Consider the following 21,430-nt stretch of genomic DNA (forward strand, 5'->3'; position numbering starts at 1 on the left):
GTGCAACAGCCATCAGCTTACGCACGTCGATAGAGAGGAACGATCGATGAAGGAAGAACGATGCTCGTCAGGCTCCGAATCGCAACAAATTAGAAAATGACTGCGCCAGATCCGTCAAGAACGCGATATCCGCCGCCCACCAGGAGCACGGTGCCGGCGCCACTGACCAAGGCTGCACCACCCTTGTCGTACGAAATGTAGGTCACGCCGGGAAGAACTCCGACAACCAAGTCGTCCGGGGTGGGTGCAGGCGCCGACTCGGCGCTCGCGGTTCCCGCTGCAACGCCGAACGCGGCGAGCGTGAGAGCAGTGATGGCAACGATCTTCTTCAGCGTGGACTTCATTTTTTGATCCCTTCGATCGAACTAGGTACGAGCATCAAACGCGGCAAGTAAGTCGGTTTGGTGACGCCCATGCGAACGGAAGGTTGCCAAGTACTCTCGGTGACGTTGGAAATCAGGCGTCAGGAGCGGCCCGGTATGTGCTGAACGGCCCACGTGTTCCCGTCTGGATCGGAAAAGAAGACGAAGTTGCCCCAGGGAAATCGCTGAATCTCGCTGCACTCGACACCGCGTCCGACCAGCTCGGACCGAGCAGCATCGATGTCGTCCACCACCACCTGCAGTCCGCGGACAGAGCCCGGTGCGGCATCGGTGATGCCGGTGCCGATCGAGATGGAACATGCTGAACCCGGCGGGGTGAGCTGCACGAAACGGAGCTCGTCGTTCACCTGATGGTCGTGGTCGGCATTGAATCCGACCTTCTCTGTATAGAAGGCCTTCGCGGCATCGACATCGGATACGGGCACTGAGATCAACTCGAGCTTGAAATCCATTCGGGGCCTCCTAGTGACGGTTCGTGGTGTCCGGGCCATCGTATGAGTTGTCACCGACAATCGGTCGGACGACCAGGACTCGGGCGTAGATTGGACCGTTGTGGCCGAGACACTCCCGCGCTTACGTTCGACATCCGGCCGATGGATCGTTCTCGCAACGGTATTGGGCTCGTCGGTCGCGATGCTCGACGGCACCGTCGTCAATATCGCGCTGCCGAGAATCGGTGAGGCGTTCGACTCCAACGTGGCCGGGCTGCAATGGACCCTCAGCGGCTACACCCTGACCTTGGCGTCGTTCATCCTGCTCGGCGGCGCGCTCGGTGATCGCCTGGGTCGGCGCAAGGTATTCGTCTGGGGCTCGGTCGGCTTCGCTCTCGCCTCGATCTTGTGCGGTCTGGCATGGAATATCGAGGTCCTCATCGCGGCGCGGGTGCTGCAAGGTGTCGCAGGCGCGATGTTGACCCCGGGAAGCTTGGCGCTGATCTCGGCATCGATCGATCCGCGAGACCGCGGCGCAGCGATCGGTGTGTGGTCCGGCCTCGGTGGGGTTGCCGGTGCGATCGGTCCGCTGCTCGGTGGTTGGCTCGTCGAGGTTGCCGGCTGGCGTTCTGTATTCCTTATCAATCTGCCGCTCATCGCAGCGGTGGTGTGGGTATCGGTCGTGCACGTTCCGGAGAGCAAGGATCCGAACCCGCCCGCCAAGCTCGATGTGGCCGGAGCGGTCGTTGTTGCACTCGCGCTGGCAGCCCTGACGTACGGGCTCATCGACTCCACGGTTCTCATCGCACTCGGCGGGATCGTGTTGCTTGGCGTATTCGTCGCGATAGAGCTGCGCAGTGATCACCCGCTCGTGCCGCCATCGCTGTTCTCGTCCCGGATCTTCACTGCCGCGAACCTGGTGACATTTGCCGTCTACGCGGCGCTCGGCGGCGTCTTCTTTCTGCTGCTGCTCCAGCTGCAGCTGGTTTCCGGCTACTCACCGCTCGCCGCGGGAATGGCCACGATCCCGATCACGGTGCTGATGCTCGTGCTGTCGTCCCGCGCCGGACGGTGGGCGCAGACCGCCGGACCACGCATTCCCATGACCCTCGGACCTCTGCTGTCGGCGGCCGGACTGCTGCTCATGCTCAGGATCGGTCCGGATGCGTCCTACCTGCTCGATGTTCTGCCCGGCGTCATCGTCTTCGGGCTCGGACTGTCGGCACTGGTCGCGCCCCTCACCGGCGCGGTGCTCGGTTCGGTCCCCACAGCTGAATCCGGCATCGCGTCCGGAGTCAACAACGCGGTCGCTCGCACCAGTCAGCTACTCGCCGTCGCAGCCTTACCCGGTCTGGCCGGGCTGAGTGGTTCGGCTTTCGGCGATCCAATTCGGTTCGACGACGGTTTTCGCACTGCGATGCTGATTTGCGTGGGACTCTTGCTAGTCGGTGGCGCACTTGCTGCGATCATGATCGGTAAGCCTGATCGACTGGTCGAATTGGAAACCGTTGACTGCAAACCACATTGCGCCATCACCGGCCCAGCGGTACAGCCCCGCCTGGCCATGACCGAAGGAGCATCATGACCGAGATCGACATCAAACCCCGAAGCCGGGATGTCACCGATGGTCTGGAAAAGACCGCCGCTCGCGGCATGTTGCGTGCGGTCGGCATGGGTGACGACGACTGGGGCAAATCACAGATCGGTGTTGCGTCGTCGTGGAACGAGATCACCCCGTGCAACCTGTCGCTGGACCGCCTCGCAAAGGCTTGCAAGGACGGCGTTTTCGCCGCTGGCGGCTACCCGCTCGAATTCGGCACGATATCGGTGTCGGACGGTATCTCGATGGGCCACGAGGGAATGCACTTCTCGCTCGTCTCGCGTGAAGTGATCGCGGACAGCGTCGAGACCGTGATGCAGGCCGAGCGGCTCGATGGCTCGGTGCTGCTCGCCGGTTGCGACAAATCGCTGCCCGGAATGTTGATGGCCGCGGCCCGGCTCGACCTTGCGAGCGTGTTTCTCTATGCGGGGTCGATTCTTCCTGGCATCGCGAAGATGTCGGACGGCACCGAGAAGGAAGTCACGATCATCGACGCGTTCGAGGCGGTCGGTGCGTGCGCGCGCGGACTGATCTCGCGCGCAGATGTCGATGCGATCGAGCGCGCGATCTGCCCGGGCGAAGGCGCGTGCGGCGGTATGTACACCGCGAACACGATGGCCAGCGCGGCTGAGGCGCTCGGCATGTCACTCCCCGGTAGTGCGGCGCCGCCCGCGACCGACCGCCGTCGCGATGGCTTTGCGCGCCGAAGCGGTCAGGCGGTCGTGGAGTTGTTGAAGCAGGGCATCACTGCACGCGACATTCTCACCAAAGAAGCATTCGAAAATGCGATCGCCGTGGTCATGGCGTTCGGCGGTTCGACCAACGCCGTCCTTCACCTTCTCGCGATTGCGCACGAAGCCGACGTAGACCTGTCGCTCGAGGATTTCGCCCGCGTCGGCGCCAAGGTTCCGCACCTGGCGGACGTCAAACCCTTTGGGCGCCACGTTATGACCGACGTCGACCGCATCGGCGGCGTTCCGGTGATGATGAAGGCGTTGTTGGACGCAGGCTTGCTGCATGGGGAATGCCTGACCGTCACCGGAAAGACGATGGCCGAGAACCTTGCGTCGATCGCGCCGCCCGATCCGGATGGCAAGGTGCTGCGCGCGATGTCGTCGCCGATCCATCCGACCGGAGGGATCACGATTCTGCAGGGATCGCTCGCGCCGGGTGGTGCGGTCGTGAAGTCTGCTGGCTTCGATTCGAGCGTATTCACCGGGACCGCACGGGTTTTCGAGCGGGAACGGGCTGCGCTCGACGCGCTCGAGGACGGCACGATCACCAACGGCGACGTGGTGGTGATCCGCTACGAGGGGCCGAAGGGTGGTCCTGGGATGCGTGAGATGCTCGCGATCACGGCCGCGATCAAAGGCGCGGGACTTGGTAAGGACGTTCTGTTACTTACCGATGGCCGCTTCTCGGGCGGAACGACGGGATTGTGTGTCGGCCATGTCGCGCCCGAAGCGGTGGATGGCGGACCGATCGCGTTTGTGAAGGACGGCGATCAAATCGAGCTGGACGTCGCAAACGGAACGTTGAACCTCGTTGTCGACGAGGCCGAACTGGCTGCTCGTCGCGAAGGTTGGGCACCGTTGCCACCTCGGTACAACCGCGGAGTGCTGTCGAAATACGCGAAACTGGTCGGCTCGGCTTCGTACGGCGCCGTCTGTTCGTGAAGCTCTACGTGTTTTCGTGAGCCGCAGCGCTCGTGAGCCTTTCGGTCGAACCCGAAAGGCTCACGAGCACCAAAGCCGATTAGATCGGGCGGAATCCGGCGCCGACGCCACCGCGACGGTTGATGTCACCGAAGATGGCATTGATGTTGGTACCGACCTCCGGACCGATGCACGGAGCGAGCAGGTAGGCGTTGACCATCGCGACCAGTGTCGATCCCATGACCACCGGACCGCCGGAATCGCCTTCGATGACGCACATCTGGGACCAGGTCTCGTTGGACTGGAACACGTCGCCGTAGGCCAGGCCGCAGGTGTTGCCCGTCGTGCGGCCTTCTTTACAGATGAGGTTCAGGAATCCGGGCGGGTTGCCGATGTTCGTGATCGTCGTGTTGCCGATCCGGTTCACCGGGATGACCCGTGCCGCGTCGAACTCGATCACGGCATAGTCGAGATCCTTGTTCGAGTACACGAATCGGCCGACGACGCCGAACTTGGTGTTGCTCTCAGCTTTCACCGCCGCACCTGCGCCACCGCAGTGACCCGCGGTGAGGCCGACTAGGCGCCCAGCGCCGTCGTAGCCGATCGTGGTCAGCGTGCACTCGAACGCGTCGTCGACAATGATCCCGGAGCCGCCACCCAGAACAGGGGTACCCGGTGCGGCAACGGCGGTGTTTGCGCCGAGCAGGGTGGCGATTGCCGCGACCCCGACCACAATAGTTGCTAGCTTTTTGAACACTTTCCCTCCAGACGTCGACCCGCACCATATCAATTAGGCGGGCCTGACGGCGGGTCGCAAGATAACTATTCCGACGAACCCAGCGCGGCGAGTTGATTTTTGGCCTCGTCCAGTTGCTTGCTCAACTCACTGATGCGGGCTGCGACTGCCTGACGGGCGGCCGAAAGAACAGCACCTACAGCCTCACGCGCAACATCGTCGTCGAGTGCGACAAGCGCCCGTTCGACGGCGTCGGCACCTACAGACCTCGGTTTGCCGGCCGGACGTGACCCGTATGCGACACCGACAGTCCAGGTGTTGTCGAGGGTGCCCTGGATTGTGACGGTGACGCCGTCGGCAAGCTTCTTGATGGCAGCAGGTTTGGCTGGTGATGCAGGTTTGGCCGGTGCGTCGGCGGGTGTCGGTTCGCTTCGCCGCGCACGCGGCTTCGGAGCGGCGGGAGGGGGAGCCGGCGTCCACTCGGCGACTTCGGTCTCCGGCGGTTTCGTCGGCGAGGTTGCCGGCTCAGGGGCCTGTTTGCGCGTCAACCGAATCTCGTCGGCTTCGAACGGGAGCTCGTCGTCGACACCACGCGGACGGACCAGCACGGTCGAACCGGTGACTTTGACGACGCGCCCAGAGGCACCCGCGGGCAAATTCAAGCTCGGCATCGCCTCTCGTAGATAGACAGTGGCGCGACGACCCGCGTTGACGGCCTCGTCGAGAGCGGCAAGATCGTCGGCGGTGAGCGGTGGTTCCTCGGTTGACCGGCGGCGCGGTGGCATCCGACGATCCTGGCACAGCAGTCCGACACGTTTGCGCGCTGTGCATCGTGTTGTATTGAGATCGTGGACACGAAATCGGATCCTGACGACGGACCGGATCCCTGGGTCGGCGTCGTTGCGGCGGAGTTGGAGCCGATGCTGTTGGGGGGTCCGGCGCGATACTCGCTGGACCAGATAGCCGATCGTGTCGGGATATCGCCGCAAGAGGCGAGCCAGGTGTGGATGGCACTCGGATTCCCGGTCGATCCCGCTGTCGCGATGTTCACCGACGACGACGTCGCGGCGTTGACGCTCTTCGGAGGCCTGGTCACCGACGGCATCGTCGATGCGTCGACCCAACTTGCGATCGCGCGATCACTCGGCCATTCGATGGCCCGTCTAGCCGAGTGGCAGGTCGATGTGGTCGCGGCGCACATGATCGACAAGGTGCGCTCGACCGGCGGTGACCACCCCTCGAAAGAGACTGTGGAACAAGTGGTTCGAAGTGTCGCCGAACAAACTGTGCCCGTGTTGGAGAAATTGCAGACCTTCACGTGGCGTAGGCACCTTGCAGCTGCCGCTGCGCGATCTCGGGAGGGCTACGAGGCGGACTCGGCAACACGGACCCTCGCTGTCGGTTTCGCCGACATGGTGAATTACACCCGGCTGACACGACACATGGATTCTGCCGAGTTGCGTTCGTTACTGGACCCATTCGAGTCGGCGGCGACGGAAACCATTACCCGCCACGGCGGCTGGCTGATCAAGACCCTCGGTGACGAAGTGATGTTCGCGGCGAACAATGCCGCAGACGCGGCACGGATCGCCCTGGACCTGCAGAAGGCGAGAGGGGCCGACAAGGAAACTCCCGACCTCCGCGTCGGTGTCGCCTACGGACCTGTGTTGCAGCGCTTCGGCGATCTATACGGGTCGGTCGTGAACGTCGCCGCACGGTTGACCGGAGTCGCGCGGCCGGGCACCGTGCTGGTCGATTCGCAGTTCGCGGAAGAACTGGACGGCCAGCGTGACTTTGTATTCAAGAGCCTGCGCCCGGTCAGAGTGCGTGGGTTCAGTCGCCTGTACGCACATGTCTTGCGGGACAGCGCAACTACTTCTTGAGCAAACGCTTCGTGAGCGCAAGCGCGAGTGCTGGTGGGGCGAGTCGGCTCGGAGCGAAGAAGGCCTTCACATGCGGACCACCAGGAACCACCGAACGTTTGCCTTTGTCCGCCGCCTTCAGCGAATCCGCGACTACTCGTTCGGGTGAGACTCGGAACGACTTCGGCACCTTGTCGAAAATCGCGGCCTCGTTCAGCTCGGCGAATTCGGTCGGCACAGGCCCTGGGCACACTGCTGTTACCGAAACGCCGGTCCCCCGGACCTCCGCGTTGACTGCCTCCGACAGATACAACACGTGCGCTTTGGCCGCGGCGTATCCCGCGTTGTATGCAGAGGGGAGGAATCCGGAGGACGACGAGACGTTGATGATCACTCCGGTCCCTCGTTCGACCATTCCTGGCAGGTAGCGGGCCATGAGATCGACAACCGCCTCGACGTCGACGCGGACCTGACGAACTTCACGCTCGCGCCCGGATTCGATGAACGCTCCGTAGACGCCGAAACCTGCACTGTTTACAAGGATGTCGACCTGGGCCCCGAGCTCCTCGATTCTGGCGGCCAGGCGATCGCGGTCCTCGGGAACCGAAAGATCGGCGGCGATCACCACTGCACGGTCGGGACCGCCCAGCTCGGCAGCGAGTGCCGTCAACCGATCCTCGCGTCGCGCCGTCAGCGCTACTCGATGGCCCAGTGCCGATAGTTGGCGTGCGAACTGCTCGCCGATACCTGAGGATGCGCCGGTCACGATTGCGACTGAATCCTTGCGTGGAATCGGAAGGCTCATGCCACTCAATCTAATCGGAGTGTCCGCGGGAAGCGGGCTCGATCGATTGTTACCCTGCGCGTTGCCAACCTTTCAATTGTGCTGGACTCATGTCCAGAATCAGTCCGAGGCGAGCCGCACGCAGGTATCTGCCCAAACGCACTTATTACAGTTCGGATTTCCCTGGTCTTGACAGCTAGCGGATCGCCCGAACTGGCGTGAGGTGCGTTACCCGTGTGCTTTCATTTGTTCTAGCTCACCACGGCGGTGCTTTGTGCCGCGCGACATAGTAGGGTGCGCTGGTGCACTTGGGCGCTGAGCGCCGAGGGTGACAGAGAGGGAGGTCTGCAGTGGTCGCGACGAAGAGCCCACCGGAGGAATCGCGGTCGTCGGCTTCGGCTGCGTACGACTGGAGTAAGGGCTGGGTGCGTGATCACCCGAAGAGGTCGCTCGAGACATTCGGCCGACAGATCACAATGGGCGGCCACGCAATTTCCACGCTGTTCGTCGATCTCTTCACCCGCAAGTTCCCGTTCAACGAATTCATCAAGCAGTGCGCATTCATGGCGAGTGTTGCTGCGGCGCCGACGTTGCTGGTCGCAATTCCCATCGCGGTTACGGTCTCGGTGCAGGTCGGCGCGGTTGTCAGCCAGGTCGGCGCGACCTCGTTCATCGGGGCGGTGAACGGGTTGACGATCATTCAGCAGGGCGCGCCCCTTGTAACGTCGCTCATGATCGCCGGAGCAGTCGGATCGGCCGTATGCGCCGACCTCGGTTCCCGAACCATTCGGGAGGAAATCGACGCGATGAAGGTTATGGGTGTCGATCCGATGCGTCGGCTCGTGGCGCCCCGCCTTGCCGCGGCCATGCTGGTCAGCGTTTTGTTGTGTGGCTTCGTGATTTTCGTCGGCTTCCTGATGGGCTACCTCTTCAACACACTGATGCAAGACGGTGTGCCGGGTTCCTACCTCGCGACCTTCTCGGCCTTTGCTTCCTCGAACGACATGATCGTGGCGCTGATAAAAGCGCTCATATTCGGCCTGCTGACGGCGATCATCGCCTGCGACTGCGGCCTGAACGCGCGCGGCGGCCCTGGCGGCGTTGCGAACTCGGTGAACGCGGCAGTCGTGACATCCGCGCTCATGCTGTTCGCGACAAATATCATCCTCACGCAGATTTACAACACCTTGTTCCCAGTTGAGTTGGTCTGATGACTGCATCGTCTTCTTATGTCCCCCCGCTACTTCGGCCGATCTATGCGCTGAAGGGTGCCGGTAAGGCCCCGGTCAATATGACGGCCCGGGCCGGCCACCAGGTCTTCTTCTTCATCCGGTCGCTCGCGTCTATTCCGATCGCGTTGAAGCACTACCCGAAAGAGGTGTGGCGCCTTCTTTCCGACGTCACGTGGGGCAACGGCTCGATCGTTGTCGGCGGCGGAACGATCGGTGTGGTCGTCATCCTCAGCGCCTTCGGCGGCATCACGGTCGGTCTACAGGCGTACACCAGTCTCGATCTGATTGGTATGGGTCCGCTGACCGGCGGTATTTCAGCATTCGCGACATCCCGAGAAATTGGGCCGATTCTCGCTGCGGCGGCGTTCACGGCGCAGGCAGGCTGCCGGTTCACCGCGCAGCTCGGATCGATGCGAATCTCAGAGGAAATCGACGCGCTAGAAGCCGTCGCAATCCGGCCGCTGCCGTACCTGGTCAGCACCCGGATCATCGCCGCGATGATCGCGATCATTCCGCTCTACTGCCTCGGCCTTGTCGTCGCGTTTCTGTCGTGCAAGTTCACCGTCGTTCTGCTGGGTGGTAGCTCCGGCGGAACGTATATGCACTACTTCTACACATTCCTCGTCAACACCGACATCTTCTATTCGCTGATAAAAGTCGTCGTCTTTGTGGCTCTCTCGACCTTCATTCAGTGCTACTACGGCTTCTTCGCCTCGGGCGGGCCGGAAGGCGTCGGCGTCGCGGCCGGCCGCGCGATCAAGATGGTGTTCATCATCGTCGTCTTCGCGAATCTGTTCATGACACTTGCCATTTGGGGAATCAACCCCGGCATCCGGATCTCGGGCTGAGAGGGCAAGAAACTCTATGATCATCGATCCGAGCGGACGCGGTCCGACAATGCGACAGCTGGTCCTTGCTGGCGTCGTCCTATTTTTGGTGCTCGCTTTGGCGCTCTTCCTACTGATGCTTCGCTACCAGGGAACGTTCACGAAAAAGGTGAACGTGACCGCTGTGATGACATCGACCGGCGACGGCTTGGCGGCGGACGCCGACGTCAAGTACCGCGGGGTCTTGGTCGGCGCTGTCGAAAGCGTGGAAATCGCGGCGGAAGGTCGAGAGCAGCACGTCCAGCTCAACTTGAAGCCCGAATACGCCAAGGACATTCCTTCGAGCGTCACGGCCCGGGTCGTACCGAGCAACGTGTTCGCCGTGACCTCGATCGAATTGGTCAGCCCTGAAAAGTCGAGCGAATCGACCGAGACGTTGAGCGAAGGCGCGACGGTCAAGCAAGACACGAGCAAAGGCACTGTGGCCCTTCAGGACACGTTGACCAAGCTCAAGAAGATCATCAATTCGATCCAGCCCGAGAATCTCGGCAATGTGCTGGGCAGCCTCTCCTACGCGCTCGAAGGCAGCGCACGTGTGCCGGGATCGTCGATCGATCGGCTCGACCGACTGCTGACCGCGATCGACACCGGCACTCCCACCGGCCAGGATCTGCTGAGCGGAATGGCGGCCGGCATCGGGGCGCTCAACGAATCCGCACCCGAACTGCTCAACGTACTCGGCGACTCTGTCTCGACCGCGCAGTTGATCTCGCAGAAGCAGGCTGAATTCGAAGCAGTGCTGTACGGCGGCGGAATTGCCCTGGACGCGACGAACACATTGTTTGCGAACAATCCGAACGCTGGCAAGGACCTTGCATCGGGAGGCGCAAACGTGTTCGGCGCGCTCGCGAGTGACCCGACGGCCATTGCGCAGGCTATTCCGATCCTGAACGACCAAACAATCCCTGCGTTTGCAGGGTCACTCAAGGGCAACGGAAATCCGCGCGAGTACGTCATACTCGTCACCGAAGCGTCACTCACTCCGTTCAAGCAGTACGGCGCGGCAGAATGCCCTCGCTACGGCACCATGGCAGGTCCAAGCTGTGCTACGGCACCAGCTGTCGGGGATCCCGGTTACCTTCCACCGGAGCTAAGGCCGCGATGGCTCGACGCCGCCGGGCCGCGGCCACTCCTTCTCCCGCAGCTCCCCGCGATTCCAGAATTGCAGCAATTGCTCGGTGCGGTGGGAGGGCAACCGGCGCCTACAAGCGCACCGTCACTGAACAACCCATTTGCGGGAACGCCTCTCGAAGGACTCTTCCCTCAGCCGGCGATACCTGCATCAGCGCAAGTGCAACCCGCCGAGATTCGCCCAGCCGCGTTCGTGGGACCCGCGGCCGTCACAGCGATCGTCGGCGACAAACCGGACGCAACCGAGATGCTGTTGCTCGGATCGGCGCTCCGAGGCAGCGCGCTGAAGGTTTCACCGGACGGAAGTAATCGCTGATGAGCATCAAAAAGCCGTTGATCGGCTTCTCCCTGTTTGCGATCTTTTCTCTCCTCGTGACGTGGGTCATCTGGGCAACCCTGCAACGTGGCGTCGAGGGGGAGACGAAGTCCTATACCGCCACGTTCACCGACGTACTCGGGCTGAAGGTTCATGACGACGTTCGTATGGCCGGCGTTCGCGTCGGCCGCGTCCAGAGTATCGACCTGGTACATCAACAGGTCGACAACACGATGGCTCACCTAGCAAAGGTGAAGTTCGAAATCAACTCCGACCAGGAAATCTTCCATAACACGAAGGGGCTGATTCGGTACCAGAACCTCATCGGTCAGCGCTATCTCGCGCTCAACCCTGGCTCAGGCGGCGATACATCACGGCTCGACGAGGGCGGCGAGATTCCACTCTCGTTGACCGAGCCCTCGTTCGATGTGTCGAAGCTGCTCGGAGGTCTGCAGCCGCTATTCGATGTGCTGTCACCAGAACAGGTCAACACACTGTCGGGCACGTTCATCCAGGCATTGCAAGGTGACCAGGTCTCACTGTCCGCGTTCATCACCCAAGCCGCAGCGCTCGCAACGACTTTCAACGATCGTGACGCGATACTCGGTGATCTGATCGACAACCTGAGCGGCGTCATCGAAGGATTGGCAGGACGCAGCGGTCAGTTCGAGACATTGCTCGCCCAGGCGCGAACACTTGTCGGCGGTCTGTACGAGCAGGGCCAGTCGCTGCAAGGTTCGACAGTTGCGGTCGCCAACGCGACGACGTCACTGGTCGATCTGGTCAGCCAGATATCACCGAATCTGAATGCGGCGCAGACGTCGACAACGGACGCTCTCAATGTCCTCATCGGCAGTGGAGCCAAGCTCGATCAACTCGCAATCGACGCGCCCCCACTGCTTCAGGCGCTGGCGCGAATCACCTCCGAGGGCACTTACATCAACCTGTACAACTGCACCTTCGAGGTTTCGCTGTACGGTCTGCTACTTCCCCGAGGTTGGCAGCCGCAGATCGAGAACGTGCTCCTGGGTAACAAGCATTCGGAGGTGTGCCGCTGATGGCCCGTATCCCAAGACCGAACTTCGGCAAGAACCGCCCATTCTGGTTGGGAATTCTCGGTTCACTGTTGATCATCGGGTTATTGGTCGGTAGTAGCCTGTACAAGGTGGCGGGCTTCGGCGAGCAGTCGATCGAGGTCGAGTTCGAGCAGGCGGCCGGCATGCGAACCGGCCAGAAGGTTCGTGTGGCCGGTATCCAGGTCGGAACGGTTAAATCGCTGAAGCTCGACGGCGACCACGTGACCGCCACGCTCAGCATCGACAACGATCTTAAGCTCGGTCCCGATGCCAAGGCCCAGATCAAGCTCGCGACCATTCTCGGCACGCAGTTCGTGAATTTGGACCCAGGCAATGGCCTCGGTTTGCCGGACGACCGGATTTACTGTGACCGACCGAAACCAAACGAAGCTTGTACGAACACCGAGGTGCCGTTCAGCTTCGCGAAGGTTGTCAATGATCCGACGAAAGAGAACCAGTTCGACCGGGTCGAAGAGATCAACACCAAGCAACTCGCCGATTCCCTGGATCTGCTTAATAAGCAGTTCGGTGACTCGCCGCAGTTGATCGCGCAGTCGCTCGACAGTGTCGGCGTCCTTGCGAAGGTAATCTCTACGCGCCGGAATCAGTTCGACGCCCTGCTGCACAACCTCGACGCGGTGAGCAACGTCCTCGGCGACAATCAGAACAGCGTGCTCGTTGTGATTACCCAGGGCCAGGCGATTGCCGAACGAATCATGGAGCGCCAGGACTTGATTACGAGGCTGCTGAATAATGTCGGCACTCTGTCCAAGCAGCTACAGGACCTCGGGTCGGAAAATAACGGGCAGCTCGGACCAATGATCCAGCAGTTGAACACAATGTCCGAGGGTTTGAAGAAGAACAGTGACCAGCTCGATTCGTTGCTTCAGCTGTTTCCCGTGGTCGTCCGCCAAATGGACAACGTATTCGGAAACGGGCCGTATGCAGATATCAACCTTTCGGGTGGCCCTTTCCCGGACAACTGGCTCTGCTTCGTGCAAGTGATCATCGATGGGTGCCGATAATGAGACTCAATGAGCTGACGAAGCTCGGCGCCGTATGCGTGATCGCCACGGTCGCGACGGGCTGCTCGGTGCTTCCTGCCTCGGTCACCAATGCCTTCAAAAGCACGAAAGAGATCACAGCCGAGTTCGAGAACGTCGCTGGCATGTATGTCGGAAACGAGGTCGAGGTCCTCGGAATGCCAGTCGGGACGATCGACTCGATCGAGCCCAAGGGCGACATCGTCGTGGTCAAGATGACCGTCGACGGGGATGTCAAATTGCCAGCCGACGTTCGAGGTGCGGCAGTATCACCCTCTGCTGTGACCAATAGGCACGTGGAACTGACGCCCGCCTACTCCGGCGAAGGTCCGACGCTGGCTGATGGCGACACGATTCCTCGGGACCGCACTAGAGTTCCCGTTGATATCGACCGCGTGCTGAAGACCCTTGATCGAATTGCGAGCGATCTGCAGGGTACTGAGAAAGGCACGGGGGCCCCGGGTCCCTTGTCGGGCCGCATTCTCTACAACACCCTGAACGGTAACGGCGATAAGTTGCGCGACACGATCCAAGCGCTGGCGACAACCTTGAAGCTTGGTGTCGACAACAGGGACGCAGTGTCGAATACGATCACGCGCCTGAATGAGTTGACGACGATCGTTGCCGAGAACGACCAGTCGTTGCGTGATTTCAGCAGTAACTTGACGTCGTTGACGGCTTTGCTTGCCGACCAGGCGCCAGGATTGCAGGCCGTGCTGGGTCAACTGAACGACTTCCTCACCAACACTGCGACGGTATTGGCTGACAACAAAGATCAACTCACCAGCTCGTTGACCAACCTCACTGAGACGGCAAACCTCCTACGTGACAACGCACGTAACCTCACCGAGGTCGTCGACGTGACGCCGCTGCTGTTCCAAAACATCAAGAACTCGGTCAGCTACGAGGAACGTAGGATTCGGGCACATCTTCTCGCCGACAAGGGGCTGCTCGACAGCGATTTGATCGGTAAGTTCTGCGAAAAGGTTCAGATGCGCGCAGACGGCTGCCGGACCGGCAGGTTGAAGGATTTCGGGCCCGATTTCGGATTGACTGCGGCAATGCTGGGAGTGTTCAAGTGAGCAACAGTCGAGTTCCGAAACTGGTCGCTGCAATCGCGGTCGTCGCAATGGGTACGGCTGGTTGCGGTCTGACGGTGGAGAAGCTGCCGCTGCCCAAGCCGGGTGTCGATGGGGAAACGCAAGAACTGCACGCCGTTTTCGACAACGCGTTGAACCTTCCCCAGGACGCGAAGGTGAAGGTCGGCGGTGCAGATGTGGGAGTTGTCGAGAAGATCACGACAACGAACTTCAAAGCCGATGTGACGATGAAGATTCAGAACTCTGTCCAGCTTCCGAAAGATGGTACGAGGGCTGAATTGCGCCAGGCGACGCCGCTCGGTGATGTGTTTGTCAGCATCGAATTCCAACCGCTCAAGCCAGGCGGCGAACTACTCGGCAACGGCGCAACGATCGACAACACGAGCGCGGGCGCTACGGTCGAAGAGCTGCTGATTTCGGCGTCGACGTTGATCAACGGCGGCGTGCTGACCCAGGCCGCGAACATCATGAACGAAGCCGCCTCGATGGTCGGTGGAAAAGGCCCCCAACTTACCCATCTCATCGAGAAGCTCACCAGTGTGGTCGGCACGTTGAACGAACGAACGGCAGCGATCGACGGCACGCTCAAACAAACCGACACGCTGCTGGCTACCCTCAATCAGCGCCGCGGCGATCTCGGCCAGATCGCCAATTCGCTGCCGTCGATGATCAGCGTGCTCGCGCAGAACAACCAGACGATCGGTGATCTGCTGGCGAAGACAGCAACTGCGAGCGACGCCTTGAAGGACTTTGCCGATACGTCGGGCGGCCAACTCGACTCGCTATTAGTCAGCGTCGACTCCCTGATGTCGAGCATCGCAGTGTGGCAGAACAAGATCGGTGGTCTGGCCGACGGGCTGGGCGCCTTGACGCCGAAGATTGTGGCATCGACCAAGAGTACGAGTATCACGGCCACCCTCATCCTGGACCAGCTCACGCTCGGTTCTATTTGGGATCAGAGCGGCAGTCGGTGGCCTGAACTTGGCGATGTCAACTCCCTCGTCGTGAGCCTCACGGACGTGTTGCAGCACCTCTACGCACGGATTACGGGGAACTACTGATGAAGCGCTTGCTGCAGAGGAAGACCCTGCTTTCGACCATCGGACTGATCCTGGTCTTCCTCGTCGGCGCCGGTTACCTGATGTTCAACATCATGCGAATCAACCCGCTCCGATCGACCTTCGAGGCGACCGTCAACCTCGACCGGTCTGGAGGTTTGCAGCCGAACAACGACGTGACTTATCGGGGATTCCGGGTCGGCAAGGTGAAGTCGATCGATATCACGGAGACGGGCATCGCCGCGCATATCGAGGTCAACTCGTCGGCGAACATCCCGAACAACGGGGAGGTCACCGTTCAAGCGTTGTCGGCAGCCGGCGAGCAGTTCATCGATTTCCGCCCGATCAGCAACGACGGTCCGTTCCTCGGTGACGGCGACGTCATCGAGTTCAACCCCGAGCGGGTCAAGACGCCACCGCCGTTGTCTGCCGTACTCGACAACATGACCGGCCTGGTCGATCAGATCGATCCTGAGCATTTCGGAGTAATCGTCACCGAGCTGCAGAAGGCGTTCAAGGACGGCGGCGGTCCGCTCCGAGATGTCATGCAAGGTGCCAGTATCACGCTCGCGGGCTTGGACGAGTTGCTCCCGCAGACGGTTGGACTTATTGCGAACCTGCGCTCGATTATGGCTACGACCTCGCTTGCGCAGCCCGATTTGGCGACGCTGACGGGGAACACGGGCGTGTTGTTCAACCAACTGAACGCTGCGAATGCGGAGCTGAGTAATTTCCTCGATACCGCGGGCGGCAATCTGTCGAACCTCGGTGGCACAGTGAGCGAAATCAACGAGCCGGCAACGAAGCTTGCTAGCAGTTTCCTCGCGATCTTCAATGCGGCCCAGCTGCGCACACCGGCACTTGCTGCCCTCTTCCCAGCGTTGCGGGATGGTAGTGCGGCCCTGGCGGTCCCGTACTGGAACGGAGAGTTCCACGTTCTAGCGGATATTTGGGTACGGCCGTTCTGTGACTATACGACGGTCCCGCGGGACGCGTACAAGCCAGTCAGCGATCCTCGGGTTCCGCTGTACAAGTACTGCGACAACCCGAAACCAGGGCAGCAAGTGCGTGGCGCGGCCAACGCGCCTCGCCCGCCAGGTCCAGACAACACTTCGGGCCCGCCGCCAGGTGTGACCGGAGACGAGTTGTCGGACTATCTTCCGGGTAGCTGATCACCTAGACACCCCAGCGGGCATACTCGCTGGGGTGTTTCATGCCGTGCTCGAACGAAGTGGGATTGTGACTTGATGGCCGACGATGTCGATATCGAAGATCTCGAAGAAGACGAGGAGGCGGACGAGCCGACCGAATGTGAGGCGCGTAAGGCCTGGATCCCGCTGGCTCTTGCCGGCGTCGTCCTTGTCGTCGGCTCGGTCGCGGCCACGCGGGCATTCTGGCCCGGCGGTGGGGTGAGCGACGACGATAGCGACGCTGCCCGCCAGGAGTTCTGCACGTGGGCTCGTTCCTATGCGGCGGTCGATTTCAACGATCTCGACACCTACTTCCGAACGGTCCTCGCGGGGACGTCCGGCGACGGCAAGGCCAGCGTCGAGAAGTCGTCGGCGAACAACAGCCTTCGTGACTTCCTGAAGCAGACCCAGGTCAAGAAGGACGTCAAGTCCGCGGACTGCGGCGTCGTACGGGTTGACGGTGGTCGGGTTGACGTGGTGGGTGTTCTTGCCGTGTCGACGAGCAACATCCGCGGTGTCGTGCCGGAGCAGATCGGCTTGACCGCGACAATGCAGAAGGACGGCGATCGCTGGTTGGTCAGCAAACTCGACCTGCCGTTGATCCAGGGATAGCCGACAGATGAGCAATCGTCCGCAGGGAAAATCGAGCAAAGCGGCAGCCTCGAAGGCCAGGCCGAAAGCTGCTCCGATCAAACAAGAGTCGGCTCGCGGCGGTCGTGATCCGATTGCGATCAGCGCGGTGATCTTCGGCGTTCTTTTCGTGGTGGCTGCAATTACCGCGATCGTGTTTCAGTCGAAGTATTCCAATGCGAAGGGTGCGGCTGCAGACGCCGACGGCAAGGAAGCCGCCCGCCGCGCGGCGTGCTTGTACGCAAACAACTTGGTCAGCTTCGACTATCACGACCTCGACTCTTTCTTCGCCAAGCTGCAGGACGGGGCAACAGGAGAATGGAAATCGAAGGTCGATAGCCAAGTCGTGCCCCAATTGCGCGACACGGCGCCCAAGAGTCAGCTGGTCTCGCGGGCCGGTGACATCCAATGCGGGTTGGTCACCGGGGACGAGAACAGCGCAACGGTGGTCGTCCTGGTCGAACAGACGACTGTGCGCGGGGATCCGCCTGGCGAGCCATCACCATCGCAATTCACGATGACCACGGTGATGGAAAACCATGACGGACATTGGTTGATCGCGAAATTGGATGCCCCGCAATTCGGACGATAGCGACGTGCCTCGGGGTCGGTCGTAGACCTCGATAAAGTTGCTGCCATACTGGCTGGCCGTACCCAGCTTGCGGTCGCAAGCTCTGCGATGCGGCGTGCAATTGCGCCGAGAAAGTTCGAGACGGATGGGTCCTAAGGACGAAGCTCGCAAGGAAGATTCCGCAGACGAGACCAAAGAGTCGACTGCGGCCACCGACAAGGCGACCGAGGAGTCGACCGCACCTGATGCGGAGACGGTAACTCTCGATAAGCCCGAGGCCGAAGAGGCCGAAACGAAGACCGTCAAGGCGGTGAAGACCGCAAAGGCGAAGAAGCTGGTCCCCAAGCCCGCCGCAAAGAAGCCCACCGAGAAGCCGAGCTGGCTACTGCCGGCGTTGGGTGCAGGCGCGGCGCTCGCTGCTCTGTTAGTTGTTCTGCTGATCGCGAATATGTTCTGGGTTCTTCCCTTCCTGAACGGCAAGAGCGATCGCTTGGCAGACGAGCGAGAAGAAGCCCGCAATGCGGCGTGCGAGTACGCCAACAAGTTGGGTTCGTACACGTTCAACGACATCGATGGCTACATCAACGGTGTGCTCGACGTGTCGACGGGCAAGTTCAAGGAATCGTTTACGGCGGACAGCGCGAAGTTCCGCGACGGCTTCACCCAGATCAAGGCCGTGTCGAAGCTGACGAAGGCGTCCTGCGCCGTGGAGTCCAGCGACGACGGTCACTACAAGGTCATCCTGGTGATGACCTTGGCAGCGACGAGCATCGCGACGGACAACAAGGAACAGCGCCAGACGGTTCCGCCCTTCGTGCTCGAGCTCGAAAAGACCGACGGCCGCTGGCTGATCAGCAGTTTGGATTCGCCGTACTTGGTTCCCGACTCGGCCGATGCCATGACGCCTGGCGTGCCGTCAGCGCCTGCTGATACTCCGGCGCCTGCGCCGGCCCCTGAGCCACCCGCTCCAGCGCCCGGCGGCTGACGGGTAGATCAGAACAACGTCATAGCCTCGACCTCGGTGCTGGCCACCGAGGTCGGGGCTTTTTCGACCTTTGCGGCGGCCGCCGCGGCCGCCTCGCGCGCTGCCTCACCGGCGAGGGCATCAGCGAGTTCGTTGAAGTAGTTGCCGACGTGCCCGCGTACCCACCGGAACCGCACCGGACCTTGGCGGGTCGAGATCGCGCGATCGAGATCCTGGATCAGGGCGAGGTTCTTGACCTCGGCGCCGGCTGCGGTGCGCCAGCCACGACGCTTCCAGCCGACCAGCCACTCCGACGCACACTTGATCGCGTACTGAGAATCGCTTTCGATCAGCATCGGTTCACTGCCGGGGTGGGCGAGGATCGCCTCGAGCACACCTCTCAGCTCGGCAATCTGGTTCGTCCCGGACGGGCCGCCCCCGTTTGCGCTCGGACCGTGGTGGTTGACCCAGGCCCAGCCGATCGCTCCACCCGGGTTCTTCAGGCAGGAGCCGTCCGTGCTGACAATGATCATGTGCGAGACCCTATTTCGTTCCACCGACAGAGTCGGTATACGCGGATTTCGAGCGCGGCACACTGGCGGTGTGGCTGACATGATCCATGTGGAGCGCTCCTCTCCTTCGAGTGCGGGATGAAAGTACTACAACCTTCCGCGTGCTGGAAGGGTTCTGCGTTACCAAGTTGTTACATGTTCTAGCGGCAATCGATTGCTGAAAGTTGGCTGTTTGCAATGACTTCCGTGGCGGGCGGTGATCCGGACCACTTTCTGTTCCGTAGCAAGCCTAGGTTGTCGCGACCGCTCGCCCGCGCGTGACTCGCCGGTGACGCCTCGAGTCGATCGGCGTAGTGTTCTCCCCACCCAATGGGAGGTTCGGGCTTGGACCATAAGTTGCTCGTGGACCTGATTACGGTTCCGCTGTTCACAGGCACGATCGGGTACATCACCAACTGGACCGGCGTCCTGATGCTCTTCGAGACGCTCGACTTTCATGGTTTTCGACTGCCCGGCTTGAAGGTGGCATTCCCGTTTTTCCCTCGGCGCGTACAGGTGCTGCCGATCTTCAAAGACGGCGAGCGGCTCGGCTGGCAAGGCATGGTGCCGTCGCGCGCGGAAAAGATGGCCAGTCTCGCGATCGACAAGAGCCTTGCGAAAGTCGGCAACATCTCCGACTTCTATGAACAGCTGGATCCCGACAGCATCGCCGAACACTTCGTCGAAGTCGCGCGCCCGGCAGTCCGCGGCTTGGTGGACAGCATCATGGAACGCGAGAACCCACGACTCTGGCATGGCCTGCCGGAATTTGCCAGGGAGTACGTCTATAAGAAAGTCGAAGACGATCTGCCTGCGAACGCACAACGGATCAACGAGGAATTCGTCGCCCACCTGGACGATCTCGTCGACGCCAAGGCGATGGCGATCCGATTCCTCGTCGACAACCCGAGACTGCTGAACGACGTCTTCAAGGAGTTCGGCGCGAAAGAACTCCGGTTCATGGTGAACTTCGGGGCGTACTTCGGCTATCCGATGGGCTTCACGCTCGTCGCACTGCTGCAGGTGCTGCCGCATTGGTGGGTGCTCCCGATCGGTGGCTGCATTCTCGGCTGGGTGGTCAACTACCTGGGCATCACCATCATCTTCGAACCCGTCAACCGGACGGCGTGGGTGCCGTGGAAACAGGGATTGATGTTGAAGCGGCGACCGGAAGTGATCGTCGGATACGCCGGAATCATCGCCGATCACGTGATGACGCTCGATAACGTCGTCGATGAGCTGCTACACGGTCCGCGGTCGGATCGCACGATGATGATGCTCGACAGCGTGATGCGTCAGACGGTCGACGACGCGGTCGGACGAGCGAGGTTCCTGGTGCGGACTGCGGTCGGTACCGAGCACTACGAGCGGCTGAAGGGGGCCCTCGTCCCGGCTGCGCTCGAAATGTTGCCCTCGATCGCGGCAGACGAAAAGTTCGTCGCACAGCAGCGAAACAGAATCCGAGACTTCGTCGAGGTGCAGATGACCAAGCTGAGCTTGGAGGACTTTCAGGACATTCTCCGTGGCGCCGTCAAGCAGGACGAATGGCTACTCTTTCTGCACGGCGGCATCCTCGGCGGCTTAGCGGGCTTTGTCCATCTGCTGGTTTTCCCCATGTAGCGCTGCGTAACTGAGCAACATCCGCAGTCCGTCGGTGATGAGGCGGGCCGATATCGACGGATCGATTGCGCGTTGGATACCGAGGCCGATACCGAGGCTCAGCAGGCTGCTTGCCGCGTCCTCGACGGGTATCGGCAACACCAAATTCATCGAGGCAGTGGTGGTCTCCAGAATGGTGACGACCATGCCACGGACGAGGGCCAGTACCGCGATCAGCTGAGCGTGCAGTTCCGCGTCATCGCGGGCGACGACTGCAAACTCGAACTCGAGCATCGTCCAGCCCGGATCGCCGAGGGTCTTCTCCGCCCAGGCCTGGAAGTCGTCGAGTCGCTTGTCAAGCGGTTGGTCCTTCACCAGCAACTCGGAGATCTCGCCGAACTTGGTGGTGTGAATCAGGTCGAGGACCTCGAGGCACAGCACCTTCTTGTTCTTGAAATTGGAGTACACCGCGCCTTTGGAATAGCCGGCAGCGTCGGCGACCTCGTCGAGCGTGGTCTTCGAGTAGCCGTTTGTGAGAAACAGGTCGCGCGCGGTCGCGATCAGATCAGCCCGTGTTTGTGCTTGGCTCTCCGGCCTGGTCAGTCTCGGCATAGGCTGATCCTACCCGGCA

22 protein-coding genes are annotated in these 21,430 nt (G+C 61.3%); 15 read left to right on the forward strand and 7 right to left on the reverse strand.

Translation table 11 applies throughout. The annotated features are described in order from the left end of the window. Positions 1–89: 89 nt before the first annotated feature. Positions 90–344 carry a hypothetical protein gene (locus FGL95_RS10100; RefSeq protein ID WP_169586197.1) on the reverse strand — a complete coding sequence of 85 codons (255 nt, stop codon included), beginning with the start codon at positions 342–344 and terminating at the stop codon, positions 90–92. A 119-nt stretch (positions 345–463) separates the two neighbouring features. Next, positions 464–835 carry a glyoxalase superfamily protein gene (locus FGL95_RS10105; protein ID WP_169586199.1) on the reverse strand — a complete coding sequence of 124 codons (372 nt, stop codon included), beginning with the start codon at positions 833–835 and terminating at the stop codon, positions 464–466. 100 nt (positions 836–935) lie between these two features. Between FGL95_RS10105 and FGL95_RS10110 the strand changes: the two genes are divergently transcribed. Together FGL95_RS10110 and ilvD are read left to right on the forward strand one after the other, a co-directional pair. Continuing rightward, positions 936–2,399, forward strand: a complete 1,464-nt coding sequence (locus FGL95_RS10110; RefSeq protein ID WP_169586201.1) for a DHA2 family efflux MFS transporter permease subunit — start codon at positions 936–938, stop codon at positions 2,397–2,399. Next, positions 2,396–4,090: a dihydroxy-acid dehydratase gene (gene ilvD, locus FGL95_RS10115; RefSeq protein WP_169586203.1), complete on the forward strand. Its 1,695-nt coding sequence runs from the start codon at positions 2,396–2,398 to the stop codon at positions 4,088–4,090. Before FGL95_RS10110 ends, ilvD begins: the two co-directional genes overlap by 4 nt. Positions 4,091–4,169: 79 nt before the next feature. Here the strand turns inward: ilvD and FGL95_RS10120 are convergent, their stop codons facing one another. Together FGL95_RS10120 and FGL95_RS10125 are read right to left on the reverse strand one after the other, a co-directional pair. Continuing rightward, positions 4,170–4,826, reverse strand: coding sequence for a chymotrypsin family serine protease (locus FGL95_RS10120; RefSeq protein ID WP_169586205.1), 657 nt, complete (start codon positions 4,824–4,826; stop codon positions 4,170–4,172). A gap of 65 nt (positions 4,827–4,891) precedes the next feature. Further along, the gene (locus FGL95_RS10125) at positions 4,892–5,590 is read right to left on the reverse strand and encodes a DUF6319 family protein (RefSeq protein ID WP_169586207.1); all 699 of its coding nucleotides are present in this window, start codon (positions 5,588–5,590) and stop codon (positions 4,892–4,894) included. A 63-nt stretch (positions 5,591–5,653) separates the two neighbouring features. On the opposite strand from FGL95_RS10125, the gene FGL95_RS10130 reads away from it, so the two are divergent. After that, complete coding sequence (locus tag FGL95_RS10130; RefSeq protein WP_338079798.1) at positions 5,654–6,688, forward strand: adenylate/guanylate cyclase domain-containing protein; 1,035 nt, start codon at positions 5,654–5,656, stop codon at positions 6,686–6,688. Here the strand turns inward: FGL95_RS10130 and FGL95_RS10135 are convergent. Further along, a complete protein-coding gene (locus tag FGL95_RS10135) occupies positions 6,678–7,472 on the reverse strand; it encodes an SDR family NAD(P)-dependent oxidoreductase (protein ID WP_169586209.1) in 795 nt (264 codons plus the stop codon). The genes FGL95_RS10130 and FGL95_RS10135 overlap by 11 nt on opposite strands. 329 nt (positions 7,473–7,801) lie before the next feature. Between FGL95_RS10135 and FGL95_RS10140 the strand changes: the two genes are divergently transcribed. From FGL95_RS10140 to FGL95_RS10190, 11 genes are all read left to right on the forward strand, one after another. Continuing rightward, positions 7,802–8,662, forward strand: a complete 861-nt coding sequence (locus FGL95_RS10140; protein WP_338079799.1) for an MlaE family ABC transporter permease — start codon at positions 7,802–7,804, stop codon at positions 8,660–8,662. Beyond that, positions 8,662–9,531 (forward strand): ABC transporter permease, encoded by an 870-nt coding sequence (locus tag FGL95_RS10145; protein WP_169586212.1) that lies wholly within the window; start codon positions 8,662–8,664, stop codon positions 9,529–9,531. The genes FGL95_RS10140 and FGL95_RS10145 overlap by 1 nt, the downstream gene beginning before the upstream one ends. Positions 9,532–9,547: 16 nt before the next feature. Next, positions 9,548–11,017: an MlaD family protein gene (locus FGL95_RS10150; protein ID WP_169586214.1), complete on the forward strand. Its 1,470-nt coding sequence runs from the start codon at positions 9,548–9,550 to the stop codon at positions 11,015–11,017. Continuing rightward, positions 11,017–12,075 (forward strand): MCE family protein, encoded by a 1,059-nt coding sequence (locus FGL95_RS10155; RefSeq protein WP_169586216.1) that lies wholly within the window; start codon positions 11,017–11,019, stop codon positions 12,073–12,075. Before FGL95_RS10150 ends, FGL95_RS10155 begins: the two co-directional genes overlap by 1 nt. Then, positions 12,075–13,118, forward strand: a complete 1,044-nt coding sequence (locus FGL95_RS10160) for an MlaD family protein (protein ID WP_169587024.1) — start codon at positions 12,075–12,077, stop codon at positions 13,116–13,118. Before FGL95_RS10155 ends, FGL95_RS10160 begins: the two co-directional genes overlap by 1 nt. Continuing rightward, complete coding sequence (locus FGL95_RS10165) at positions 13,118–14,218, forward strand: MCE family protein (RefSeq protein WP_169586218.1); 1,101 nt, start codon at positions 13,118–13,120, stop codon at positions 14,216–14,218. The genes FGL95_RS10160 and FGL95_RS10165 overlap by 1 nt, the downstream gene beginning before the upstream one ends. Next, a complete protein-coding gene (locus FGL95_RS10170; RefSeq protein WP_338079800.1) occupies positions 14,215–15,297 on the forward strand; it encodes an MCE family protein in 1,083 nt (360 codons plus the stop codon). The genes FGL95_RS10165 and FGL95_RS10170 overlap by 4 nt, the downstream gene beginning before the upstream one ends. Further along, positions 15,297–16,466: an MlaD family protein gene (locus FGL95_RS10175; RefSeq protein ID WP_169586220.1), complete on the forward strand. Its 1,170-nt coding sequence runs from the start codon at positions 15,297–15,299 to the stop codon at positions 16,464–16,466. Before FGL95_RS10170 ends, FGL95_RS10175 begins: the two co-directional genes overlap by 1 nt. A 75-nt stretch (positions 16,467–16,541) precedes the next feature. Then, a complete protein-coding gene (locus FGL95_RS10180; RefSeq protein WP_169586222.1) occupies positions 16,542–17,096 on the forward strand; it encodes a hypothetical protein in 555 nt (184 codons plus the stop codon). A 7-nt stretch (positions 17,097–17,103) separates the two neighbouring features. Then, the gene (locus FGL95_RS10185) at positions 17,104–17,706 is read left to right on the forward strand and encodes a hypothetical protein (protein ID WP_169586225.1); all 603 of its coding nucleotides are present in this window, start codon (positions 17,104–17,106) and stop codon (positions 17,704–17,706) included. 124 nt (positions 17,707–17,830) lie between these two features. Next, positions 17,831–18,670 (forward strand): hypothetical protein, encoded by an 840-nt coding sequence (locus FGL95_RS10190; protein WP_169586227.1) that lies wholly within the window; start codon positions 17,831–17,833, stop codon positions 18,668–18,670. 8 nt (positions 18,671–18,678) lie between these two features. On the opposite strand, the gene FGL95_RS10195 is transcribed toward FGL95_RS10190, so the two are convergent. Then, positions 18,679–19,182 carry a ribonuclease H family protein gene (locus FGL95_RS10195; RefSeq protein WP_169586229.1) on the reverse strand — a complete coding sequence of 168 codons (504 nt, stop codon included), beginning with the start codon at positions 19,180–19,182 and terminating at the stop codon, positions 18,679–18,681. A 363-nt stretch (positions 19,183–19,545) separates the two neighbouring features. Here FGL95_RS10195 and FGL95_RS10200 point away from each other — a divergent pair, with 363 nt between their 5' ends. Further along, positions 19,546–20,820: a DUF445 domain-containing protein gene (locus FGL95_RS10200; protein WP_169586231.1), complete on the forward strand. Its 1,275-nt coding sequence runs from the start codon at positions 19,546–19,548 to the stop codon at positions 20,818–20,820. Here FGL95_RS10200 and FGL95_RS10205 read toward each other — a convergent pair. Then, entirely contained in the window at positions 20,782–21,411 is a 630-nt protein-coding gene (locus FGL95_RS10205; protein WP_169586233.1) for a TetR/AcrR family transcriptional regulator, read from the reverse strand. The two genes, FGL95_RS10200 and FGL95_RS10205, sit on opposite strands and share 39 nt — an antisense overlap. Positions 21,412–21,430: the final 19 nt, after the last annotated feature.

The organism is Antrihabitans stalactiti, assembly GCF_012932915.1.
In the GTDB taxonomy this organism is placed as follows: Bacteria; Actinomycetota; Actinomycetes; order Mycobacteriales; family Mycobacteriaceae; genus Antrihabitans; species Antrihabitans stalactiti.

What these genes read in the sequence shown, in the direction of transcription:
- FGL95_RS10125 (WP_169586207.1), bottom strand. Translation starts at nt 5,590, where the DNA reads ATGCCACCGCGCCGCCGGTCAACCGAGGAACCACCGCTCACCGCCGAC.
- FGL95_RS10145 (WP_169586212.1), top strand. Translation starts at nt 8,662, where the DNA reads ATGACTGCATCGTCTTCTTATGTCCCCCCGCTACTTCGGCCGATCTAT.
- FGL95_RS10175 (WP_169586220.1), top strand. Translation starts at nt 15,297, where the DNA reads ATGAAGCGCTTGCTGCAGAGGAAGACCCTGCTTTCGACCATCGGACTG.
- FGL95_RS10150 (WP_169586214.1), top strand. Translation starts at nt 9,548, where the DNA reads ATGATCATCGATCCGAGCGGACGCGGTCCGACAATGCGACAGCTGGTC.
- FGL95_RS10195 (WP_169586229.1), bottom strand. Translation starts at nt 19,182, where the DNA reads ATGATCATTGTCAGCACGGACGGCTCCTGCCTGAAGAACCCGGGTGGA.
- FGL95_RS10185 (WP_169586225.1), top strand. Translation starts at nt 17,104, where the DNA reads ATGAGCAATCGTCCGCAGGGAAAATCGAGCAAAGCGGCAGCCTCGAAG.
- ilvD (WP_169586203.1), top strand. Translation starts at nt 2,396, where the DNA reads ATGACCGAGATCGACATCAAACCCCGAAGCCGGGATGTCACCGATGGT.
- FGL95_RS10205 (WP_169586233.1), bottom strand. Translation starts at nt 21,411, where the DNA reads ATGCCGAGACTGACCAGGCCGGAGAGCCAAGCACAAACACGGGCTGAT.
- FGL95_RS10135 (WP_169586209.1), bottom strand. Translation starts at nt 7,472, where the DNA reads ATGAGCCTTCCGATTCCACGCAAGGATTCAGTCGCAATCGTGACCGGC.
- FGL95_RS10100 (WP_169586197.1), bottom strand. Translation starts at nt 344, where the DNA reads ATGAAGTCCACGCTGAAGAAGATCGTTGCCATCACTGCTCTCACGCTC.
- FGL95_RS10165 (WP_169586218.1), top strand. Translation starts at nt 13,118, where the DNA reads ATGAGACTCAATGAGCTGACGAAGCTCGGCGCCGTATGCGTGATCGCC.
- FGL95_RS10160 (WP_169587024.1), top strand. Translation starts at nt 12,075, where the DNA reads ATGGCCCGTATCCCAAGACCGAACTTCGGCAAGAACCGCCCATTCTGG.
- FGL95_RS10105 (WP_169586199.1), bottom strand. Translation starts at nt 835, where the DNA reads ATGGATTTCAAGCTCGAGTTGATCTCAGTGCCCGTATCCGATGTCGAT.
- FGL95_RS10155 (WP_169586216.1), top strand. Translation starts at nt 11,017, where the DNA reads ATGAGCATCAAAAAGCCGTTGATCGGCTTCTCCCTGTTTGCGATCTTT.
- FGL95_RS10180 (WP_169586222.1), top strand. Translation starts at nt 16,542, where the DNA reads ATGGCCGACGATGTCGATATCGAAGATCTCGAAGAAGACGAGGAGGCG.
- FGL95_RS10190 (WP_169586227.1), top strand. Translation starts at nt 17,831, where the DNA reads ATGGGTCCTAAGGACGAAGCTCGCAAGGAAGATTCCGCAGACGAGACC.